This window comes from Sphaerospermopsis sp. FACHB-1194 (assembly GCF_014696235.1).
GTDB classification, from domain to species: Bacteria; Cyanobacteriota; Cyanobacteriia; order Cyanobacteriales; family Nostocaceae; genus Sphaerospermopsis; species Sphaerospermopsis kisseleviana.
The window spans coordinates 21,732-40,973 of sequence record NZ_JACJPU010000011.1 but is presented as its reverse complement, the minus strand read 5'-3'; the positions used below and the strand labels follow the sequence as shown (position 1 = coordinate 40,973).

Annotated in this window: 11 protein-coding genes and 3 CRISPR repeat arrays; of the genes, 5 read left to right on the top strand and 6 right to left on the bottom strand. The window is 37.4% G+C overall.

Annotated features, from left to right (window positions below):
• Positions 1–144: 144 nt before the first annotated feature.
• Positions 145–510: a hypothetical protein gene (locus H6F45_RS08965; RefSeq protein WP_096569834.1), complete on the bottom strand. Its 366-nt coding sequence runs from the start codon at positions 508–510 to the stop codon at positions 145–147.
• Positions 511–668: 158 nt separating this feature from the next.
• Positions 669–850: direct repeats of the CRISPR family, unit length 36 nt; unit sequence GTTTCCATTAATTCCACTTCTTGTTAAGGAAGCGGT.
• Between the two features lie 162 nt (positions 851–1,012).
• A CRISPR array of direct repeats spans positions 1,013–1,952; the repeat unit is 36 nt; unit sequence GTTTCCATTAATTCCACTTCTTGTTAAGGAAGCGGT.
• A 72-nt stretch (positions 1,953–2,024) separates the two neighbouring features.
• A CRISPR array of direct repeats spans positions 2,025–3,276; the repeat unit is 36 nt; unit sequence GTTTCCATTAATTCCACTTCTTGTTAAGGAAGCGGT.
• Positions 3,277–3,560: 284 nt separating this feature from the next.
• On the opposite strand from H6F45_RS08965, the gene csx18 reads away from it, so the two are divergent.
• From csx18 to H6F45_RS08940, 5 genes are all read left to right on the top strand, one after another.
• Positions 3,561–3,818 carry a CRISPR-associated protein Csx18 gene (csx18, locus tag H6F45_RS08960; RefSeq protein ID WP_096569836.1) on the top strand — a complete coding sequence of 86 codons (258 nt, stop codon included), beginning with the start codon at positions 3,561–3,563 and terminating at the stop codon, positions 3,816–3,818.
• A gap of 73 nt (positions 3,819–3,891) precedes the next feature.
• Entirely contained in the window at positions 3,892–4,884 is a 993-nt protein-coding gene (cas1, locus tag H6F45_RS08955; protein ID WP_096569838.1) for a CRISPR-associated endonuclease Cas1, read from the top strand.
• A gap of 7 nt (positions 4,885–4,891) precedes the next feature.
• Positions 4,892–5,170, top strand: a complete 279-nt coding sequence (gene cas2, locus H6F45_RS08950; protein ID WP_096569840.1) for a CRISPR-associated endonuclease Cas2 — start codon at positions 4,892–4,894, stop codon at positions 5,168–5,170.
• Between the two features lie 406 nt (positions 5,171–5,576).
• Positions 5,577–6,629, top strand: coding sequence for a dipeptide epimerase (locus tag H6F45_RS08945; RefSeq protein WP_190346986.1), 1,053 nt, complete (start codon positions 5,577–5,579; stop codon positions 6,627–6,629).
• A complete protein-coding gene (locus H6F45_RS08940) occupies positions 6,613–7,659 on the top strand; it encodes a DUF1611 domain-containing protein (RefSeq protein ID WP_190346985.1) in 1,047 nt (348 codons plus the stop codon). Before H6F45_RS08945 ends, H6F45_RS08940 begins: the two co-directional genes overlap by 17 nt.
• 819 nt (positions 7,660–8,478) lie before the next feature.
• Here the strand turns inward: H6F45_RS08940 and H6F45_RS08935 are convergent.
• The 5 genes from H6F45_RS08935 to H6F45_RS26480 form a co-directional block, all read right to left on the bottom strand.
• Entirely contained in the window at positions 8,479–9,741 is a 1,263-nt protein-coding gene (locus H6F45_RS08935; RefSeq protein ID WP_242052578.1) for a glycosyltransferase family 4 protein, read from the bottom strand.
• Between the two features lie 444 nt (positions 9,742–10,185).
• On the bottom strand, positions 10,186–11,763 hold the full coding sequence (locus H6F45_RS08930) for an HlyD family efflux transporter periplasmic adaptor subunit (RefSeq protein ID WP_190346984.1): 1,578 nt from the start codon (positions 11,761–11,763) through the stop codon (positions 10,186–10,188).
• Between the two features lie 188 nt (positions 11,764–11,951).
• The gene (locus tag H6F45_RS08925) at positions 11,952–14,957 is read right to left on the bottom strand and encodes a peptidase domain-containing ABC transporter (RefSeq protein WP_096569851.1); all 3,006 of its coding nucleotides are present in this window, start codon (positions 14,955–14,957) and stop codon (positions 11,952–11,954) included.
• Between the two features lie 230 nt (positions 14,958–15,187).
• Complete coding sequence (locus H6F45_RS08920; RefSeq protein ID WP_096569853.1) at positions 15,188–15,904, bottom strand: peptidylprolyl isomerase; 717 nt, start codon at positions 15,902–15,904, stop codon at positions 15,188–15,190.
• A gap of 733 nt (positions 15,905–16,637) precedes the next feature.
• The gene (locus H6F45_RS26480; RefSeq protein ID WP_190346983.1) at positions 16,638–18,596 is read right to left on the bottom strand and encodes a calcium-binding protein; all 1,959 of its coding nucleotides are present in this window, start codon (positions 18,594–18,596) and stop codon (positions 16,638–16,640) included.
• Between the last annotated feature and the right edge of the window lie 646 nt (positions 18,597–19,242).

Sequence of the window (19,242 nt, the reverse complement as noted above, 5' to 3'; positions counted from 1 at the left end):
AAATTAATAATCTAAATTATTCATGTATTAATCTAGATTATTGATGTAGTTATCAAGACACCTTAATTAGGACATTTTTCTCTGCTAAACTCTTTCATCTATTCCCAATTCCCAATTCCCATGAGAATACTTTTTTAGCAAATCCTAATTATTAATATCTTCGATCTGCTTTTTAGCACGGGAAATAGCTAAACCATTATCAATAGGCGCAATTAAACTAGCAATAGAACCAATAGCAAAACCTCTTTCCATTGCTTCTTCTTCTGTAGAGGAAGATAATCCAATTATTGCACCTGTTACACCAAGACTCAAACCCAGCCACAACAGTGCTTTCCAACGTCGTGTGTAACAATATCCAGCAAGGGGAATCAATAAAGATAATAAAACTGCAATGGTTATATTTAAACGAGAAAGCCGCACAATTTTATCTGCTTTTTTCCGTTCTTCTTGTTCATTAATTGCATCTAAAGATTGACGCAACAGTTTTTTATTGTCATTATTTTCTCCCATAACAGATATTCCTTCACCCTGGCGGTAGTTTTGTTTACATCTCCTGTAACAACATACTCGCAATTTTCTCGTGATTCAATGCTTCTCATGCGAATGAGGAAAATCTTCATTTAAGCAGTAGATCCCGGACTTCTCAAAGAAGTCCGGGATCTGATAGTGGGTTTCCATTAATTCCACTTCTTGTTAAGGAAGCGGTGCGCGTCCTGATCTTCCAGCGTGGATGGCTGGGGTGTTTCCATTAATTCCACTTCTTGTTAAGGAAGCGGTGGCACATTTGAGCCGAAAGATTCTCTCGTAATTCAGTTTCCATTAATTCCACTTCTTGTTAAGGAAGCGGTTCTGCAGAGAGCTTGGTAGGCTGGGCTGCAAACCCGGCCATTTTTTGCTTGCCGACGGCGGCGTTTAGCTGCTGCCAAGCGATGTTGAGCCTTGCGGGAAGCTTTAGCAATTTTGTTTCTCATAGACACAGAAGGAGCGACCTTCTTAACGCTCTTAATTACTAGTTTCCATTAATTCCACTTCTTGTTAAGGAAGCGGTCTTCATAGGTATTGACTGTTAGTAAACCACTAAGGACAGTTTCCATTAATTCCACTTCTTGTTAAGGAAGCGGTTGCGTCTTGCCGCGCCAACTTTAATCTGTAAATATAACGTTTCCATTAATTCCACTTCTTGTTAAGGAAGCGGTTGTCTTTGCTAAACTTAGCTATTGAAGCAGGAGTTCCTCAAGTTTCCATTAATTCCACTTCTTGTTAAGGAAGCGGTTTGAGCAGCGCATTGCTGATCTTGAGCAGGAAGAACGTTTCCATTAATTCCACTTCTTGTTAAGGAAGCGGTTTTCATGGTCTTCAGGAAATATTCTCAAGTAGAAAATACGTTTCCATTAATTCCACTTCTTGTTAAGGAAGCGGTGAGAATTGCTGCTCTAAAACAAGAGGAGCAAGAAAACCTCCAAGTTTCCATTAATTCCACTTCTTGTTAAGGAAGCGGTGTCCCCATCTCTGATATGAGTGCTAGTAATTTTTTGCTACTAGCTTGGTTTCCATTAATTCCACTTCTTGTTAAGGAAGCGGTGAGTGCCCCTACGGCACGACTTAGGCGACCACGTAGCTGTTTCCATTAATTCCACTTCTTGTTAAGGAAGCGGTAAGAAATTCAAGAGTCTATTAACAAAGCAAATCTTGCTAAGTTTCCATTAATTCCACTTCTTGTTAAGGAAGCGGTAGAGCTTGTTGTTGGTGTACCAGTAAGAGTTACCCAAAAGTTTCCATTAATTCCACTTCTTGTTAAGGAAGCGGTGACATGATTGAACGGATTTATAAAAGTAGTTCACCTGACGTTTCCATTAATTCCACTTCTTGTTAAGGAAGCGGTTTACACAAGGATGCTGATCACGCGCCACTATGTTGTTTCCATTAATTCCACTTCTTGTTAAGGAAGCGGTTTGCGGGTAGGCTTGCATCCCTGGTTCAATGCCAGCCTGCTCCAGCCCCTGCTCCAGCCCCTGCTCCAGCTCGTTTCCATTAATTCCACTTCTTGTTAAGGAAGCGGTACAAGAATTAATCAACTATATAAGCTTTTGTGAAGGCTTGTTTCCATTAATTCCACTTCTTGTTAAGGAAGCGGTTCAGTTTCTATAGAGGATGTACTCAACATCTCTTTAGGAGTTTCCATTAATTCCACTTCTTGTTAAGGAAGCGGTGGGCTCAGGAGTGGTTTCTACCCACTCCTTTAGGTAGTGATACAGTTTCCATTAATTCCACTTCTTGTTAAGGAAGCGGTTAAGCCGGGCTGAATTTCCACACCCAAAGCTTCACAGTTTCCATTAATTCCACTTCTTGTTAAGGAAGCGGTGCGGTGGCACCCCTGCCACTGCAAGAGGCTTGGTTAAAGTTTCCATTAATTCCACTTCTTGTTAAGGAAGCGGTAAGAATACTCTTCCCTAGCTCTCCGCACCTTGTCTCCTTGTTTCCATTAATTCCACTTCTTGTTAAGGAAGCGGTACAACAAATAGAAGAACGTATTTCCTTACCTGCTCAGGTGTTTCCATTAATTCCACTTCTTGTTAAGGAAGCGGTGCGGAGGTGAAGCTACCAAAGCTTAACAAACAGGAGCGAAAGCTTCGTGTTTCCATTAATTCCACTTCTTGTTAAGGAAGCGGTACTAAAGTCTGAATCCTCTAGCAATAACCTAGCCCAAGTTTCCATTAATTCCACTTCTTGTTAAGGAAGCGGTGAAATAGCTGTGTTGTTCTGTGAAAATAAACGTCTTAGTTGTTTCCATTAATTCCACTTCTTGTTAAGGAAGCGGTCAGATGGAGACCTCACTGAGCTTCAAAAGTTCTCCTCTGTTGTTTCCATTAATTCCACTTCTTGTTAAGGAAGCGGTTTAGATTTTAGCCGTCCTAAATCTGTCACTACTAACACAGTTTCCATTAATTCCACTTCTTGTTAAGGAAGCGGTTTAAATCCTCAGTCGAGGTATGAGGCTCTAAACCTAATGAATGAGTTTCCATTAATTCCACTTCTTGTTAAGGAAGCGGTAAATGTACGTTACTCATATCCATAAAAGTCTTATTGGTGTTTCCATTAATTCCACTTCTTGTTAAGGAAGCGGTCAGGTGAGGAGAGAGTGGCAATTGAACGTGAGGAGAGTGCAGTTTCCATTAATTCCACTTCTTGTTAAGGAAGCGGTAAAGTTGATAGAGCTGTACAACTCTAAAGAAAAGAGTTGTTTCCATTAATTCCACTTCTTGTTAAGGAAGCGGTAGCCACCATTATAAACCCTTACCCTGCCTACTGTCTAGAGGCAATTTTCGGCCGGGTCTAAAAAAAGAGTCAACCAGCACCATAAACCATGATGTTAAAACACCTGAAACCCTTACCCAGCAAGGGATCGGCAGGGTCAACGAAAGAATCAACATTTGCACCCCCTCCCCTACCCGGCCGCAAAAAAACCATTACTAACAAAAAAATTCCTTATTCGCATGAAACCCCCTTACATTACCTGGCAATTAGGTCTATTTTAAAAAAATCATCAACTCACAAAAAATATGTACATTTCTCATCGTGCGGCTTTAGTCAGAAATTTAGGAGTCGCTATATTTAATGGGTCAATTACACTTATAATCCTATTAATTGCCCCATTAGGATTAGCAGCAGTTATTGTCAATACATTATTAGTTACCTTGGCTAGTTTTATAAATGCTACAGCATCTGATAAAATTGTGGTTTTTTTACAACCAACTCACATCAAAAATATGATAGCAGAAATCATTTCTCAACAATCAAAAATAATTAATCATTCTTAACAACATTAGAAAAAAATTTGTACTCAAACTAAAGATCAATTTTTGTAATCAATAATCTTACCCTTAACCGACTATGCGAACATTATATATTTCCCGTCAAGGTTGTTATATCTCTCTCAAAGCAGAAACCTTAATAGTCAAACAAGGAGAAACAATACATGGAGAAATTCAATTACCGCTATTAGAACAAATATTAATTTTCGGTAAATCACAAATGACTACTGAAGCAATTCGTAGCTGTTTATGGCGAGATATTCCTATTGCTTATTTATCGAGAATGGGATATTGTTATGGGCGATTAATGCCCATCGCTAGAGGATATCGTCAACTTTCCCGTTATCAACAACAATTAACAACAACCGATAAATTAATAGTAGCTCAAAATATAGTCGCAGGTAAATTAAAAAATAGCCGGACTTTTCTACAACGTCAACAACGACGCAATCCCTCAACAACTACAGAAATGGCTATTAAAAGTTTAGCTGTATTAATTCAAAAAGCACGGGAAGCAGAAACAACAGAACGATTAATGGGATTAGAAGGTGCTGGTGCGGCTCAATATTTTTCCGCTTTTGGAGAATGCTTAAATCATCCTAATTTCATATTTTTAGCCCGTAGTCGTCGTCCCCCAGGAAACCCCGTTAATGCTATGTTGAGTTTTGGTTATCAAATTCTGTGGAATCATATTTTAACATTAATAGAAATCCAAGGATTAGATCCCTATTATGCTTGTTTGCATCAAGGAACAGAACGTCATGCAGCATTAGCTTCTGATTTAATAGAAGAATTTCGCGCTCCAATTATTGATTCTTTGGTGTTGTGGTTAATCAACAGTAAAATTATGGATGATACTCAAGATTTTGTCTATCATGATGGTGGTTGTTATCTCAATAATCATGGTAGGGAAAAATATATAAAATACTTTCTCCAGAAATTAGAGGAAGATGTACAAAATCAAAAAGGTGAAAATCAACCCCGATGGGATTTAATGACTCAACAAATTAAAATTTTTAAAGAATTTGTCTATCAACCTAGTCAAGTTTATCAACCTTATCAAATTCGTTAATTTTTAAATGTTATTTTATGTAATAGTTTATGATATTCCTGACGATAAACGTCGCCAAAAAATCTCAGAATTATTAGAAGGATATGGTCAAAGAGTTCAATATTCAGTTTTTGAATGTCTGCTCAATTCACAGAAATATACAGAATTAAAACAACGATTAGGTAAAGAAATCAATTCCCTGGAAGACAGTATCAGATTTTATCCATTAAGTAAACATACATTTAACCAAATTGAAACTTGGGGAGAACCACCCGTAACAGAAATTCCAGGTTCTATTATTATTTAAATTATTTAAATTATTTAAATTATTTAAATTTCTTGATAAATAAAATATAGATAATATTCAGATACGGGATCAATACTGTTCGGTTAAGAGTTTTTGTAGGTTGGGTTAAGCGATAGCGCAACCCAACAAAAGCTGATAAATGTTGGGTTTTGTTCCTCAACCCAACCTACAGAATTTTATTTTTTGGGCTTAACCGAAAAGTATTGGATACCGGATTTCTTCAAACAATGCAGAAGCTAATAAATTCAGGATTTATGCAAAAGGGAACAAACGTAAGGGTAATTCATGAATTACCCCTACGCAGGAATAAGGTTTTCAGTCACATCTTGCGTAAGTCCTAAAATTATAATCTTGTTTATTTAGTGTATTATGGCTGATAAATAGTTGATAAGTATAAGTTGCTAAAATGAAAATACAAGTCAGTCAATTTACAGTTAACAAAAGATTCCCGTTAACAATAAGTAGAGGAACAACAACACAAACAACAAATATCAGCATCAAAATCATCGAAAACGACATTGAAGGATGGGGAGAAGCATCACCCTTTGGTGTGGGAAATCACCGTCAAACCACCGAAATGATCACAGATGCCTTGCAAAAAATCACCCCTGTGTTAGAATTATACAATCCTTGGCAAAGACAGGAAATTGAAACAATTTTAACACAGTATCAAATCCCTTCCGCAGCCAAGGCAGCTATAGACATGGCGTTGTATGATTGGATGGGGAAAAGTGTAAATTTACCATTGTGGAAAATGTGGGGACTAAATCTCAATAAAATAGTACCCACATCCGTAACCATAGGTATTAACTCCCCAGAAGGTGCAGCAACCAGAACCAAAGACTGGTTAGAATATATGGATGTGAAATTATTAAAAGTGAAATTAGGAGCAAAAGAGGGAATAGAAGCAGACAGAAAAATGCTCTTAGCAGTGAAAGAAACAGCACCAAAAATAGATTTATTTGTAGATGCTAACGGAGGTTGGAGTTTAGCAGATGCAATTTCTATGTCTCTGTGGTTAGCAGATTTAGGGATAAAATATATAGAACAGCCATTACCAAGAGGTGAAGAAAATAAATTAGCCACCCTGAAAGAACATTCACCTTTACCCATCTTTGTGGATGAAAGTTGCTTTACCAGTGTGGATATTCCCCCCTTAGCAGATTATGTAGATGGAATTAATATTAAACTCATGAAATCTGGGGGTTTAAGTGAAGCTTGGAGAATGGTAAATACAGCCAAAGCACATAATTTACAAGTGATGTTTGGCTGTTATTCTGATAGTTCATTAGCCAATACAGCAGCTTCCCAACTTGCACCATTAGCAGATTATTTAGATTTAGATAGTCATTTAAATTTAATAGATGATCCTTTTGTGGGTGCATCAGTTGAAAAAGGACGAATTTTACCTAATAATTTACCAGGTTTAGGAGTACAATACAGTGCGTCTGCCACTTAATAAAAAGATAGCAATTTTATTGCATGAAGGACTGAGTGGAACTCAGGGAAAAACCGGTTTATCCATTTTACGCTATAGTGAATCACCGATAGTTGCAGTGATAGATCGGGAATGTGTAGGTAAATCTGTATCAGAGTTAACAGGAATAAAACGTGATGTTCCTGTTGTGGGTTCAGTGAGTGCGGCTTTGCAATATCAACCAGAAGTTTTAGTTATTGGTATTGCTCCCAAAGGTGGGATAATTCCTGATCATTATTGGCCGGATATCAAAGATGCTTTGAAAGGGGGAATGTCTTTGGTTAATGGTCTACACACACCTTTAGGGAATATACCAGAATTAAATGCTCTCTTAAAACCAGGTTGCTTAATTTGGGATGTGCGAAAAGAACCTGCTAACTTAGAAATAGCTTCCGGGTTAGCGCGGACTCTTCCCTGTCGTCGGGTGTTGACGGTGGGAACAGATATGGCTATTGGTAAAATGTCCACCAGTTTAGAATTACATCGTTCTGCAAAATTACGGGGTTGGAAGTCGAAATTTTTAGCTACTGGTCAAACTGGGTTAATGTTAGAAGGGGATGGAGTAGCGTTAGATGCAGTGCGGGTAGACTTTGCTGCGGGTGCGGTGGAACAGTTGGTGATGCGGTTTGGTAAAAATTACGATATTCTGCAAATAGAAGGACAAGGTTCTTTATTACATCCTGGTTCAACTGCAACTTTACCTTTAATTCGGGGTTCTCAACCTACACATTTAATTTTAGTGCATCGAGCCGGACAAACTCACAATCATAATAATCCTCATGTTCCGATTCCTCCTTTACCGGAGGTAATTAAAATGTATGAAATTGTTGCTAGTGGGGTGGGTGCGTTTGCTAAAGTTCCGGTAGCGGGGATAGCTTTAAATACTAGAGATTTAGATGAAGTTGCTGGTAAAAATGCGATCGCCCAAGTTACAGATCAAACAGGTTTACCTTGTACAGATCCGGTGCGATTTGGTGGTGAGTTGTTATTAGATGCAGTGATGGGAAGTTAGTTGAGAGATAATTATGAGTTTTTGTAGGTTGGGTTAAGCGATAGCGCAACCCAACAAAAGCTTATAAATGTTGGGTTTCGTTCCTCAACCCAACCTACAGAATTTTATTTTTTGGGCTTAACCGAAAAGTATTGAGATGCAGTGATGGGAAGTTAGTTGAGAGATAATTATGAGAAAAATACCTCCCTACTATAAATTATATATCAATTAGACCTCTCCAAAATAGAATGTATTAATTTGTCATAAGTTGTAGGGGCGAAGCATTTGGGCGATAATTTAACGGAAAAATCAGACATCTAGATATCCCAAATGCTTCGACCTGCCCCCATAAATAGGTTCCATAATTTTTTTCCTGGAGATGTCTATTAGATAATATTTTTACAAGTTAGTTTATCTTGCAAATTTTCTCAGTAATTTTCATAATATACATAATATAATTTATGATACAATCAATATAGTATAATTAATTATTACTATTTTTAACATCAGTAAGAGATTTACAGCACATTCCATCTACATAAAGTACACGATGAGCAGGCAAGACTTGTACTGAGCTTGTCTAAGTATGCCTGCGCTACAAGGGTTTTATCATTAATATCTGTACCTCATAATAACGGAAACTGCTGTATTAATTATTAATTGTTCTCAATCTAGATATAGCAGTGTAAAAAATTTACCTGCTCTTGAACGTTATAATGGTGTTGTATTTCCTGTGGTACGGAAGTTTTTCCAGCAACAAATTTCACATAATTTAATTATCCACTCGTTCCCAGTGTCCAGACTGGGAATGCAAACCTAGAGGTTCTACCTCTATAAAACCTAAATTCTCAAACCATAGGAATTAAGAGAAGTTTTCTTACCGAATATCCAATCTAATTGTTTTGGTAATAATGCTGCTAAATTATAATTATTGACTATTGTTTTTCTTGCTGCTGCACGAATAACTTTCATATCTTCTGCATTATCCAAAGCTAGATTTACCTTTTCAGCAATTTGTACAGGAGAAAAGAAATCTGCCAAAAGTCCATTTTTACCATCTTCAATGATCTCTACAACTGGGGGAGTATTGGAAGCTATGAGTAAACATCCTACAGACATTGCTTCTAACATTGACCAGGATAAAACAAAAGGACGGGTTAAGTAAATATGGGCTGAGGAAGCTTGTAAAAGTTGTAGATATTCATGGGTAGGCAGTCTACCAGTAAAATGTAATCTCGATAAATCTAAATCTAGACTTTCTAACATTAACTGTTTATAGGTTTTCCCATCAGCAAGATGTTTACTATAAAATACCTTATCTTCCCCATCAACTACAATATGACAATTTGGGCGCTGTTGTTGAATTAATGCTACTGCTTCCATAAACTGAGGAAAACCCCGATAAGGTTCAAAACCTCTTGCTGAATAGGTAACTAATTCTGTGACGTGGGAAAGATCCAAATTGATGCTAGGTAAAAATAATTTAGTATCTGGTTTACTGATAAAGTAATTAGTATCAATGCCATCGTGACAAACAGTGATTTTATGATGATATTCTTGGGGAAATTGTTGACGCTGCCAGTTAGTAGGAGAAAGTCCGCGATCGCAATGGTATAAATCCAGTAAAATCGGTGAATTTTTTACCCTAATACGACATATATCATCTACACTTAATGGATCACAAGGATCAAAACCTGCATCTGAACCGCGACTATGATAAAACCATTCAAAGAAACATAATAATTCTGCTTGGGGAAAAACTTCTTTTATAAATAAAGTTAGTCCCCAACCAGAATGACCATAAATGATATCTGGAATAAAACCTTGATTTTTTAATCGTTGTGCCATCCGATATACTGCTTGTCCGGTAAGAACTGCATTTTCTAAATTGCGAATATAATAATGTGTTTGACTTGCTACTGTGCGGGAAGGTTGATAAATTACCTTCTGTACACCTGGTATATTTCCTTGTTGATTATTTGTGGCAAATACCACTTGATAATTCTGATCTTGTCCTAAAGTTTTAACTAAGTGGCGAAATTGTCCGGGGAAGTTGGGATGTAAAAATAAAATGCTTTTCATATTTCCGGTAGCATTTTTCATACAATTTGAATATGCTTGTTTTAGCCATATAATTAGGGTTTGCTGAGAAAGTCTTTCCGTGAAGGCATAGGAGTCAGGAGTCAGGAGTCAGGAGTCAGGAGGAGATTTGAAAATTTCTTTGCCATCTCTTGAAATCCCAAAAAATGCACACTTTTTCCGGTATACCCTTCAAAACCCTTGCACTAATTTCTGTGTTTATCAGCCTCTAACCTTTGATATATCAAGGTTTTAGGTTTATTCAGCAAACCCTAATTATGATTTCAAAAATATTTTATTTGAGATTTTTTAATATGGAAGTTTTGAGGCGTTTTTGGAGGATATTTAAATCATATTTTCATAATTCAATTACAAATTCTTTATTAACAGACATGAAGCATGGGAAGTATGGGTGGCATGGGTAGCAAGGGAGTCACCCATCACCCATCACCCATCACCCATAACCATCTATCTAACTTCTTTCAAACTCTCAACCTGCTTAGTAAACATCTCCGTAAATAAACTCAACACACTCCGTTCCTCACGCACCTTAATATTAGCAGTAATAGACATCCCCGACTGTACAGGAATGTTTCTACCGTGAGCATTTATCGTCTGACTATCTAAACTAACTTTCGCTGGAAATCTATAATATTGATAAGTCTGATCAGGAGGTAAAGCATCCGATCCGATATTAATCACTTTACCTTTAATATCTCCAAACTCACTAAAAGGAAAAGAATCAACTCTCACATCTACCTTCATTCCTTCCCGCACAAAACCAATATCTTGATTGGTGATAAATACCTCCGCTACATATTTATCATTAGGTACAATCTGTAATAATTTCTCGGTAGGATTAGCGACAAAACCAGGATTTTTTGCTTGCAGATCAAATACTATCCCCGCTACAGGAGCGCGAAGTTCTTGATATTTGACATTTAATTGTGTCTGGGAAATTCTACTATTAACATCTGCCAATCTTTGCTCATTTTCCAAAATAATTCTCATGAATTGGCTGTCAATTTCCGCAATTCGCTTTTTATTATTGGCTATCTGATCTAAAACATTTTTATCTGTCACCGCTACAGTATTCGTTACTTCTTGCTGTCCTCTTTGAATATCAAACTCTAGACGTTTTTCTTCTTCCCTTAATTGCTCTATTTCTGCCCTCAGAGTTTGTACTTGTTGTTGCTGATTCAGATATTGTAATTGAGAAATCCCCCCTTCTTCTGCTAGGGTTTTGACTTTATCTAAAATTTGTTGTTGAATTGCTAAACCATTTTGAGTATCTTTGATCTTGACTTTGGTTTGCGATAGTTGCTTTCTGATTTTTTCAACTTCTAATTGTGCTGCATTAGACCGAGATTCTAATTCTTTTCTGGCAGCTAGGAGGCGTTGTTGTTCATCAATTCCACCACTTATTCCTGGTGTAGAATTTCTTAATTGAGAACGCAATAAATCATTGTCAGCGACTAATGAGGCTCGACTTTTCAGGAGAAAAGCTGTTTCTGGTGGCAAGTTACTGCTTAAAAAATTCAATTCTGAGGTGATACCGTTACTTGCACTCATCAAGCGACGATAAATATCGTTTTCTTTAATTAAAGCAGCACGAATCTTGTTTAAGGAATTTAACTCAGCTAAGGTGGCAACGGATTCAAATGTTAAGAGCAAGTCTCCTTTCTTTACTTCTTGTCCATCTTTCACATAAACAGATTTGACAACACCACTAATAGGAGCTTGCACTTCTTTTACTGTTCCCTCTGGTTTTAACTGACCGGTCGCGGGAACTACTTGTTCAATTTTGGCATAATAAGCCCAACCCACTCCAAAACAAGCTACAACCATCAGAGTGATCATGATGGTACGTGACCAAACTGGTGATTGACGTAAAACTATAGATTGATCAAAACTATCTTGATAAGCTACACGAGTCAAAGTCTCTGTTCTAGCTTTCTTGGCAGGTGTCAGCAACTGTACACTACTTTGTTTTTTTCCGTTGCCATTACCGTTACCGTTGATATGATTACCATTATGTTGAGTCATAACAATTTTAGATTTTGGATTTTAGATTTTGGATTTTGGATTTTGAATTTTAGCGTCAGGAGTTATTAATTTTGGATTTTGGATTTTGGATTTTGGATTTTGGATTGTTTTTCTTAACTCCAATCTAAAACCTAAAATCTAAAATTTCCTTCCCCTATTCCCTATTCCCACTGATAACTAATAACTAATTACAAATTAACTTCTTGTTGTTGATATAGGTAGAAATAATGACCTTTAGCAGTCATTAATTCTTGATGATTACCTTGTTCTATCACCCTACCGCCATCCATAACAACGATTGTATCTGCATTACTAACAGTATTGAGACGGTGAGTAATAAAGAAGACTGTTTTACCTTGAAAAGCTCTAGCTAAGTTGAGGCATATTTGTCTTTCTGTGGGATAATCTAAGGCGCTGGTAGCTTCGTCCAAAACTAATAATTTAGGTTTTTGTAAAATGGAACGAGCGATCGCTATCCTCTGTCTTTGTCCTCCTGAAAGGTTAGAACCTTTTTCCCCTACTCTGGTGTTATAACCATTGGGCAAATTCATGATAAATTCATGGGCAACTGCTATCCTGGCCGCTTCGATAATTTCTTCTGTAGTTGCATCAGGATTAGTCAATGCAATATTTTCTTTTACAGTACCATCAAACAAAAGCGGATCTTGCGGTACAACCCCAATTTGTCTGCGTACTGAATAAAGTTCTACTTTGCTGATGTCGTAACCATCAATCAAAATTCTGCCAGACTCGACGTTATAAAGTCTCAGCAGTAATTTCATCATTGTGCTTTTACCTGAACCACTTTGTCCGACAATACCGACAAATGTACCAGAGGGAAAATCAAGACTCACATTGTTTAGTTGCAGTGGTCCACTGGGAGCAAAGCGGAAGCAAACATTTTCATATTTAACAGCACCCATGATCCCAGGTAAGGGAATATTATCTTTGTCTGTTTCTGCTTCTTGGGGTGTGTCCACAATATCACTTAATCGCTCTAAAGATAAACCAGTTTCTTGGAAGTTTTGCCAAAGTTGTGCTAACCGCAAAATAGGACTAGTCACATAACTGGAAATAATTCTAAAGGCGATTAATTCCCCTAATGTTAATTCTCCTTTTAATACTAAATAAGCTCCTACCCACAAAACTAATAAGCTACTGAGTTTGTTGAGAAACTGACTGGTAGAATTAGCTAAAGTGGAAGTGATGACTGTTTTAAAACCTGCGGATACAAACCGAGCATAACGTTCTTGCCAGGAAAAACGCGATCGCAATTCAATATTTTGCGCCTTTACTGTTTGAATACCTGACATTACCTCCACTAAATAAGATTGAGTTGCTGCATTACGTTCTGCTTTGGTACGTAATTGTCGGCTCACCGTGGGGGCGGCAATTAATGTAATCACCACAAATAGGGGAATTGTTCCCAAACCCACTAAAGTTAATTGCCAACTATAAAACAGCATCACGATGATATAAACCACCGAGAATACTGCATCTAATACCACTGTTAAAGCTGTCCCTGTGAGAAACTGACGGATATTTTCTAATTCATTGATGCGAGTTGCTAGTTCACCCACAGGTCTACGTTCAAAATAACGTAAAGGTAATCTGAGTAAATGGTCAATAATTTGTGACCCTAAGCTCATGTCAATGCGGTTGGTTGTATCCACAAATAAGTATGTCCGCAATGTAGTTAGTATTGCTTCAAATACACCCACTGCTAATAATAACACCCCTAAAATATTCAGGGTATTAATACTATTTTGAACAATGACTTTATCAATGATTAATTGAATAACCAAAGGATTAGCTAAAGCAGCTAATTGGACGAAAAAGGAAGCGATAAAGACTTCTATTAATACCCGACGGTGACGTGATAGATAAGGTAAAAACCAACTTAACCCAAAGCGTTGTTGCGGTGTTTCTTGGGTAGCACCGATAAGTAATACCCGCAGTTGTGGTTGTAATGTGGTTTCATCAGTTGCTATTTCTTCCAGTAGTTTGCTTGGTTTGCAATTAATTATTCCTTTTGATGGCACAGCTAAAACTACTGTATTTTCATCTACTGCATAGATCACAGCATAGCTATCTTGATATTGAATTAGTGCTGGTGTAGAAATGCGTGTAATTGCAGTGGCGGGAATATCTACTAATTGGGATCTCAGTCCAATTAATTCTTCTCCCACATAAGCACAAAGTTGAAGGGATATATTACCATGACGTTTAATGTTGTCGTTTAAAGTCCGACGTACTACTTCTTTACGCAAGGGAACTTGTAAATGCTTGGCCAGCATTTGCAAACAAGCCAAGGTAGAATTTATTTCCCCCTGTCCACGAAAAAATGGGTATTGTTGGTGGTGTTTTTTCTCTGATGGTGTTTGGCGTTGGGAAGGAATAACTTCTTCTACTGTGGCGTAGGGAATTTCTATTTCATCTGTGTTTTGTTGTTGATTATATGTTAGTTCTGCCTCTACTAGTTCTGGATTGAGGAATGATAAATCTGGGGGATTGATACCTAATAACCGTGCTGGACTGCTCCCTGTTACTTCGATCATTCCTCTAGTATGACTAGATTCTAACGGAGAATTAGGGGGAAAATTAGCTACTGTACCACCACTAACAAACCAAATTTTATCACTTTCTAGTTGTGTAAAAGAGGATTTTCCTGGTGGTAGGTAATGAATTTTTGCCTCTGATAAAATTTCTTGACTGATGTCTTTGATATTTAAATTGGCATTAGCTTGTTGTGCTAACAGTGGGCTGAGAATATCAAATACTTCTGAGATGTCACTACAGTTTTGACGATCATTAGCAAAGGCTGGATTTTGGCGTAGTAGACTTAAATAATCTGCTGTACTCAAGGTTAAACAAATCACTTCTGTGGATGCGATCGCTGTTTCACAAGCAATCTGCCGCATCAAACTAATTTCCCCAATTATTGCTCCTGGTTCTAGGATTTTCAGGGTAATTGGTAATTGGGTTTGGGGGTGATATCCCAACAGTCTCACTTTTCCCTCGTACAGAATCGCTATTCTATCTGGTAGTTTTTCTTTACCAATGATTTTTTGTCCTATGCGATAGCGTAGAGCTTGTTGTTGTGATAGTAAATTGCGTCTTTCCTGGGCTGATAGTTGATCAAATCCTGCAATACTCTGGAGAAATTGATCAAAGGATTCGCTATTATAAGTCATATTTATTCGATTTAATAATCTGCTGTTTGTTATTTATCCGGGATTCATGGATTAGAAAAAGCTGCACAAACTCTTTCTAGAATTTTTACACCTTGGATATTTTTTGTGCTGGAAGCCTTCCCAAATGTGTAAGTTGGCTTTTTACTCATCCCTGACTTATATGATTAGGTATCTTTATCATGCAAATGATATAATCAAGGACGTTTTAATCTTTCACCTATTACCTGTTGTCATTGCATATCTTCTGATAGTTTAATTTGCCAGTTTTGTGGAGCTACTTGCCCTTGCAGCCAAGTCTGAAACCGCTCATTCAGCAATCTTTGACGAATTTGCCGATCCAACTGAGCTGGTAGTAGTTTTTCTAGCCTGACAATTACTATCCATTCTCCTATTTGAGTAGGTAGTGAAAGTTGCTGTGGTTGGCTGACAGATAAGACTCTCGCCAACATCGGATGAAGAGATTGTAATTCCACAGGACCGACTAAACCATCTGTTTGGGCTTCTGGACCTTGGGCATATTCTCTTGCTGCTTGAGCAAAAGATTGTTCTCCTTCTTGGATGCGGAAGTAGATTTCTTGGGCTATTCCAATATCAGAAGTAGTGATCAGGGAATATATAACTCGATCCAACTGGGTTTTGCGCTGGTAAAAGTAGGAGTCTAAATCTTGTCCCCAACTTGCTTCTTTGAACTTTTCCAGTTTCAGTTGGCGAATAGCTATACTATTCAACTGTTCGGTACTGATTCCCTGTTCTTGTTTTCCTTGATATTGTTGCGCTAACTGTTCACAGGCTTGTTTTTCTTCCTGTGGTGTACATTCAATTTCTGCGATCGCTTGATCAATTACTACCTCTTTCAGTAATGGTGGTACTAATTGGTGTTTCCCCAGTAGTTGTAGAACTTCTGGGGCTGTTATTATGCGATCGCCAAATTGCAGCACTGGATTCATATCACTTGCCAGTAAATTTACTACCTGTCTCAATTGTTATTACAACTACATTAAAACTAGATTATGTTCCGTTGATCTCTGGTTTAAAACAATGTTCTTTTTATCACTGGTTTTTCTACTTCAGTCCTTTTTCTATAGGTTCATAGCACATATAGCCAATAAATACTCCTACAGTAGACTAATACAGTAAACTAATACACTTTTGTATAGCTCACTGATAGAGGTATTAGTATTTAAGGATATCGTACCAAGCTATCACAATTTTGGGAAATTGCAACCTCAAACTGGCATTTAAGTCAAAAAACTTATAAATTTTACCTGATTATGGAAAAAATAAATTGTCAATCCCAGTTTCAGGAACAGTTGTAGCAATTAGGGCTGGCCGAGACAAATCTACTCAGCCAACCCTAATTAAACCTATAATCCAAAAACAGAACTTTTAACCGTGATCTTGAGAAAGATCCTAACCTATCATCAAAATATACCCTGAATAGCATCAAGTCCTGGTAATTACTTAGAATATAACTGATTGGTGAATAATTGTTTTAATTGTTGTTTCCAACTACTAATAACCAACAGGACTTACGCAAAAGGGAACGAAAGTAGGGGTAATTCATGAATTACCCCTACGCAAGAATAAGGTTTTTAGCCATATCTTGCGTAAGTCCTAACCAATTACCAACCTCAACAGATATTAAGTATTGAACCGGACATGATATAACTAGGGATTTTACTAAATCACAAAGATATCAGAGTGACTCAAACTAGCAGAATTACTCAGAGTTGCGATCTTCACACTAGCTCCAGCACCGTCACCATCGGCATCAAAGAATAAATCACCATTGGTAGTGTTGAAAATAAATCTATGGGTGCTGCTAGTAGCTGAAGTCACACCTGCACCAAAAGTAAAAGCTTCTGCACTTAATTGACCGATTGCTAAACTAGTAAAACCATTGCTATCTATTTGAATTTTATCTGTTGCAGATTCAAAATCGGTAATTGTATCAATTCCTCCATTTAAACCAGTGAAACGGAAAGCGTCCCTACCAACACCACCTGTGAGAGTGTCATTACCCTCACCACCTATGAGAGTGTCATTACCTCCTTGTCCAGACAGATTATCGTTACCACTGTCACCATCTAAGACATTATTATCATCATTACCCAACAGCACATTATTCAGGTCGTTACCTGTAACGTTGATATTCACAAAGATATCAGAGTGACTCAAACTAGCAGAATTACTCAGAGTTGCGATCTTCACACTAGCTCCAGCACCATCACCATCGGCATCAAAGAATAAATCACCATTGGTAGTGTTGAAAATAAATCTATGGGTGCTGCTAGTAGCTGAAGTCACACCTGCGCCAGAAGTAAAAGCTTCGGCGCTTAATTGACCAATTGCTAAACCAGTAAAACCATTGCTATCTATTTGAATTTTATCTGTTCCAGATTTAAAATCGGTAATTGTATCAATTCCTCCATTTAAACCAGTGAAACGGAAAGCGTCCATACCAACGCCACCTGTGAGAGTGTCATTACCCTCACCACCTATGAGAGTGTCATTACCTGCTTGTCCAGACAGATTATCGTTACCTCTGCCACCATCTAGGAAATTATTACCATTATTACCCAACATGTCATTATTCAGATCGTTACCTGCACCGTTGATATTGTTCTCACCTATCAAAGACAGACGTTCTAAATGATCTCCCAGATGATAACTGATAAATGATACGACTGTATCTATGCCTTCATTAGCATTTTCAATGACTACGTCCCCTAATTCATCAACAACATAGATATCTTTACCAACTCCACCGATGAGACTATCAGCACCTGTACCACCTATGAGAGTGTCATTACCCTCACCACCTATGAGAGTGTCATTACCTGCTTGTCCATAGATAGTATCATCACCAAGTCCACCATCTAGGACATTATTACCATCATTCCCAAAGAGTGTATTATTTAGGTCATTACCTGTTCCGTTGAGATTGTTCTGACCTGTTAAAATGAGGGTTTCTAAATTATCTCCCAGGGTATAACTGATAGATGATATGACTGCATCTATGCCTTCATTAGCATTTTCAATGACTACGTCCCCTAAGCCATCAACAACATAGGTATCGTTACCATTTCCACCGATGAGACTATCAACACCTGTACCACCATCGAGGTAGTCATCACCCTTGCCACCTATGAGAGTGTCATTACCTCCCTGTCCGTACAGACTATCGTTACCAAGTCCACCATCTAAGACATTATTAGCATCATTACCCAAGACTCCATTATTCAGTTCGTTACCTGTAGCGTTGATATTGTTCTCACCTATCAAAGCAAGGTTTTCTAAATTATTTCCCAGGGTATAACTGATAGATGATACGACTGTATCTGTGCCTTCATTAGCATTTTCAATGACTTGATCCCCTGAGTTATCAACACCATAGGTATCGTTACCATTTCCACCGATCAGACTATCAGCACCTGTACCACCTATGAGAGTGTCATTACCCACGCCACCATCGAGAGTGTCATTACCATCGCCACCATCGAGGGAGTCATTACCATCGCCACCATCGAGAGTGTCATTACCATCGCCACCTATGAGAGTGTCATCACTCACGCCACCTATGAGAGTGTCATCACTCACGCCACCTATGAGAGTGTCCCCAGAGATTTTATCTGACATTGTCTATACCTTAATAAAATGGTAAAGTGAAATTGAAACAAATTCAAATTGCAGTATTTGTCCAGCCCATTGTCATTGTGGTTAAATCCTTTGACTGTGAGCTTTTGACAAATATTGCTTTCCTGTTTGTAGTTCCTTCATTTAATCTAAAAACTTTTTATGGACAATAACTAAAATGAACCTTTTACAAGAATTTCATATTTTTCTTATCCATTTTTTATATAGTTTTTTTGAATTTTAAGCTAGTCCAAATAATAGATGCCAATAATGTAAACAAGGATTTATTGATGTTGATTAAAAATCCTTGTAAACTGTTATATTAGTTGCAAATTATCAATTTATACAGCACTTACCATAGTGAGAAGTTACAAAATTACAGGTTTTAAGGAACTATTAACGGCAAATAGGGAAAATAAAATAAAGAATCAAGGTATACTGATTTCTTCTGCCAAATCAAATATGATTGTTATATATAGCAATCAATCCTATATGATCCTTGAGAGTTAATAAAGCCTCAAATCCTTATAAAACAAGGATTTTTACTACATATTTTCTCAAAAATGGGGTAGGATTACCATAGCAGAATTGAGGACTAAAACTCTATTTTAATAAGACTTGTATCATAAATTGATGTGATCATCCTGCC

Bases quoted from the DNA above. Each gene is read 5' to 3' on its own strand.
- H6F45_RS08965 (WP_096569834.1), bottom strand. From the start codon at position 510: ATGGGAGAAAATAATGACAATAAAAAACTGTTGCGTCAATCTTTAGAT.
- csx18 (WP_096569836.1), top strand. From the start codon at position 3,561: ATGTACATTTCTCATCGTGCGGCTTTAGTCAGAAATTTAGGAGTCGCT.
- cas1 (WP_096569838.1), top strand. From the start codon at position 3,892: ATGCGAACATTATATATTTCCCGTCAAGGTTGTTATATCTCTCTCAAA.
- cas2 (WP_096569840.1), top strand. From the start codon at position 4,892: ATGTTATTTTATGTAATAGTTTATGATATTCCTGACGATAAACGTCGC.
- H6F45_RS08945 (WP_190346986.1), top strand. From the start codon at position 5,577: ATGAAAATACAAGTCAGTCAATTTACAGTTAACAAAAGATTCCCGTTA.
- H6F45_RS08935 (WP_242052578.1), bottom strand. From the start codon at position 9,741: ATGAAAAATGCTACCGGAAATATGAAAAGCATTTTATTTTTACATCCC.
- H6F45_RS08930 (WP_190346984.1), bottom strand. From the start codon at position 11,763: ATGACTCAACATAATGGTAATCATATCAACGGTAACGGTAATGGCAAC.
- H6F45_RS08925 (WP_096569851.1), bottom strand. From the start codon at position 14,957: ATGACTTATAATAGCGAATCCTTTGATCAATTTCTCCAGAGTATTGCA.
- H6F45_RS08920 (WP_096569853.1), bottom strand. From the start codon at position 15,904: ATGAATCCAGTGCTGCAATTTGGCGATCGCATAATAACAGCCCCAGAA.
- H6F45_RS26480 (WP_190346983.1), bottom strand. From the start codon at position 18,596: ATGTCAGATAAAATCTCTGGGGACACTCTCATAGGTGGCGTGAGTGAT.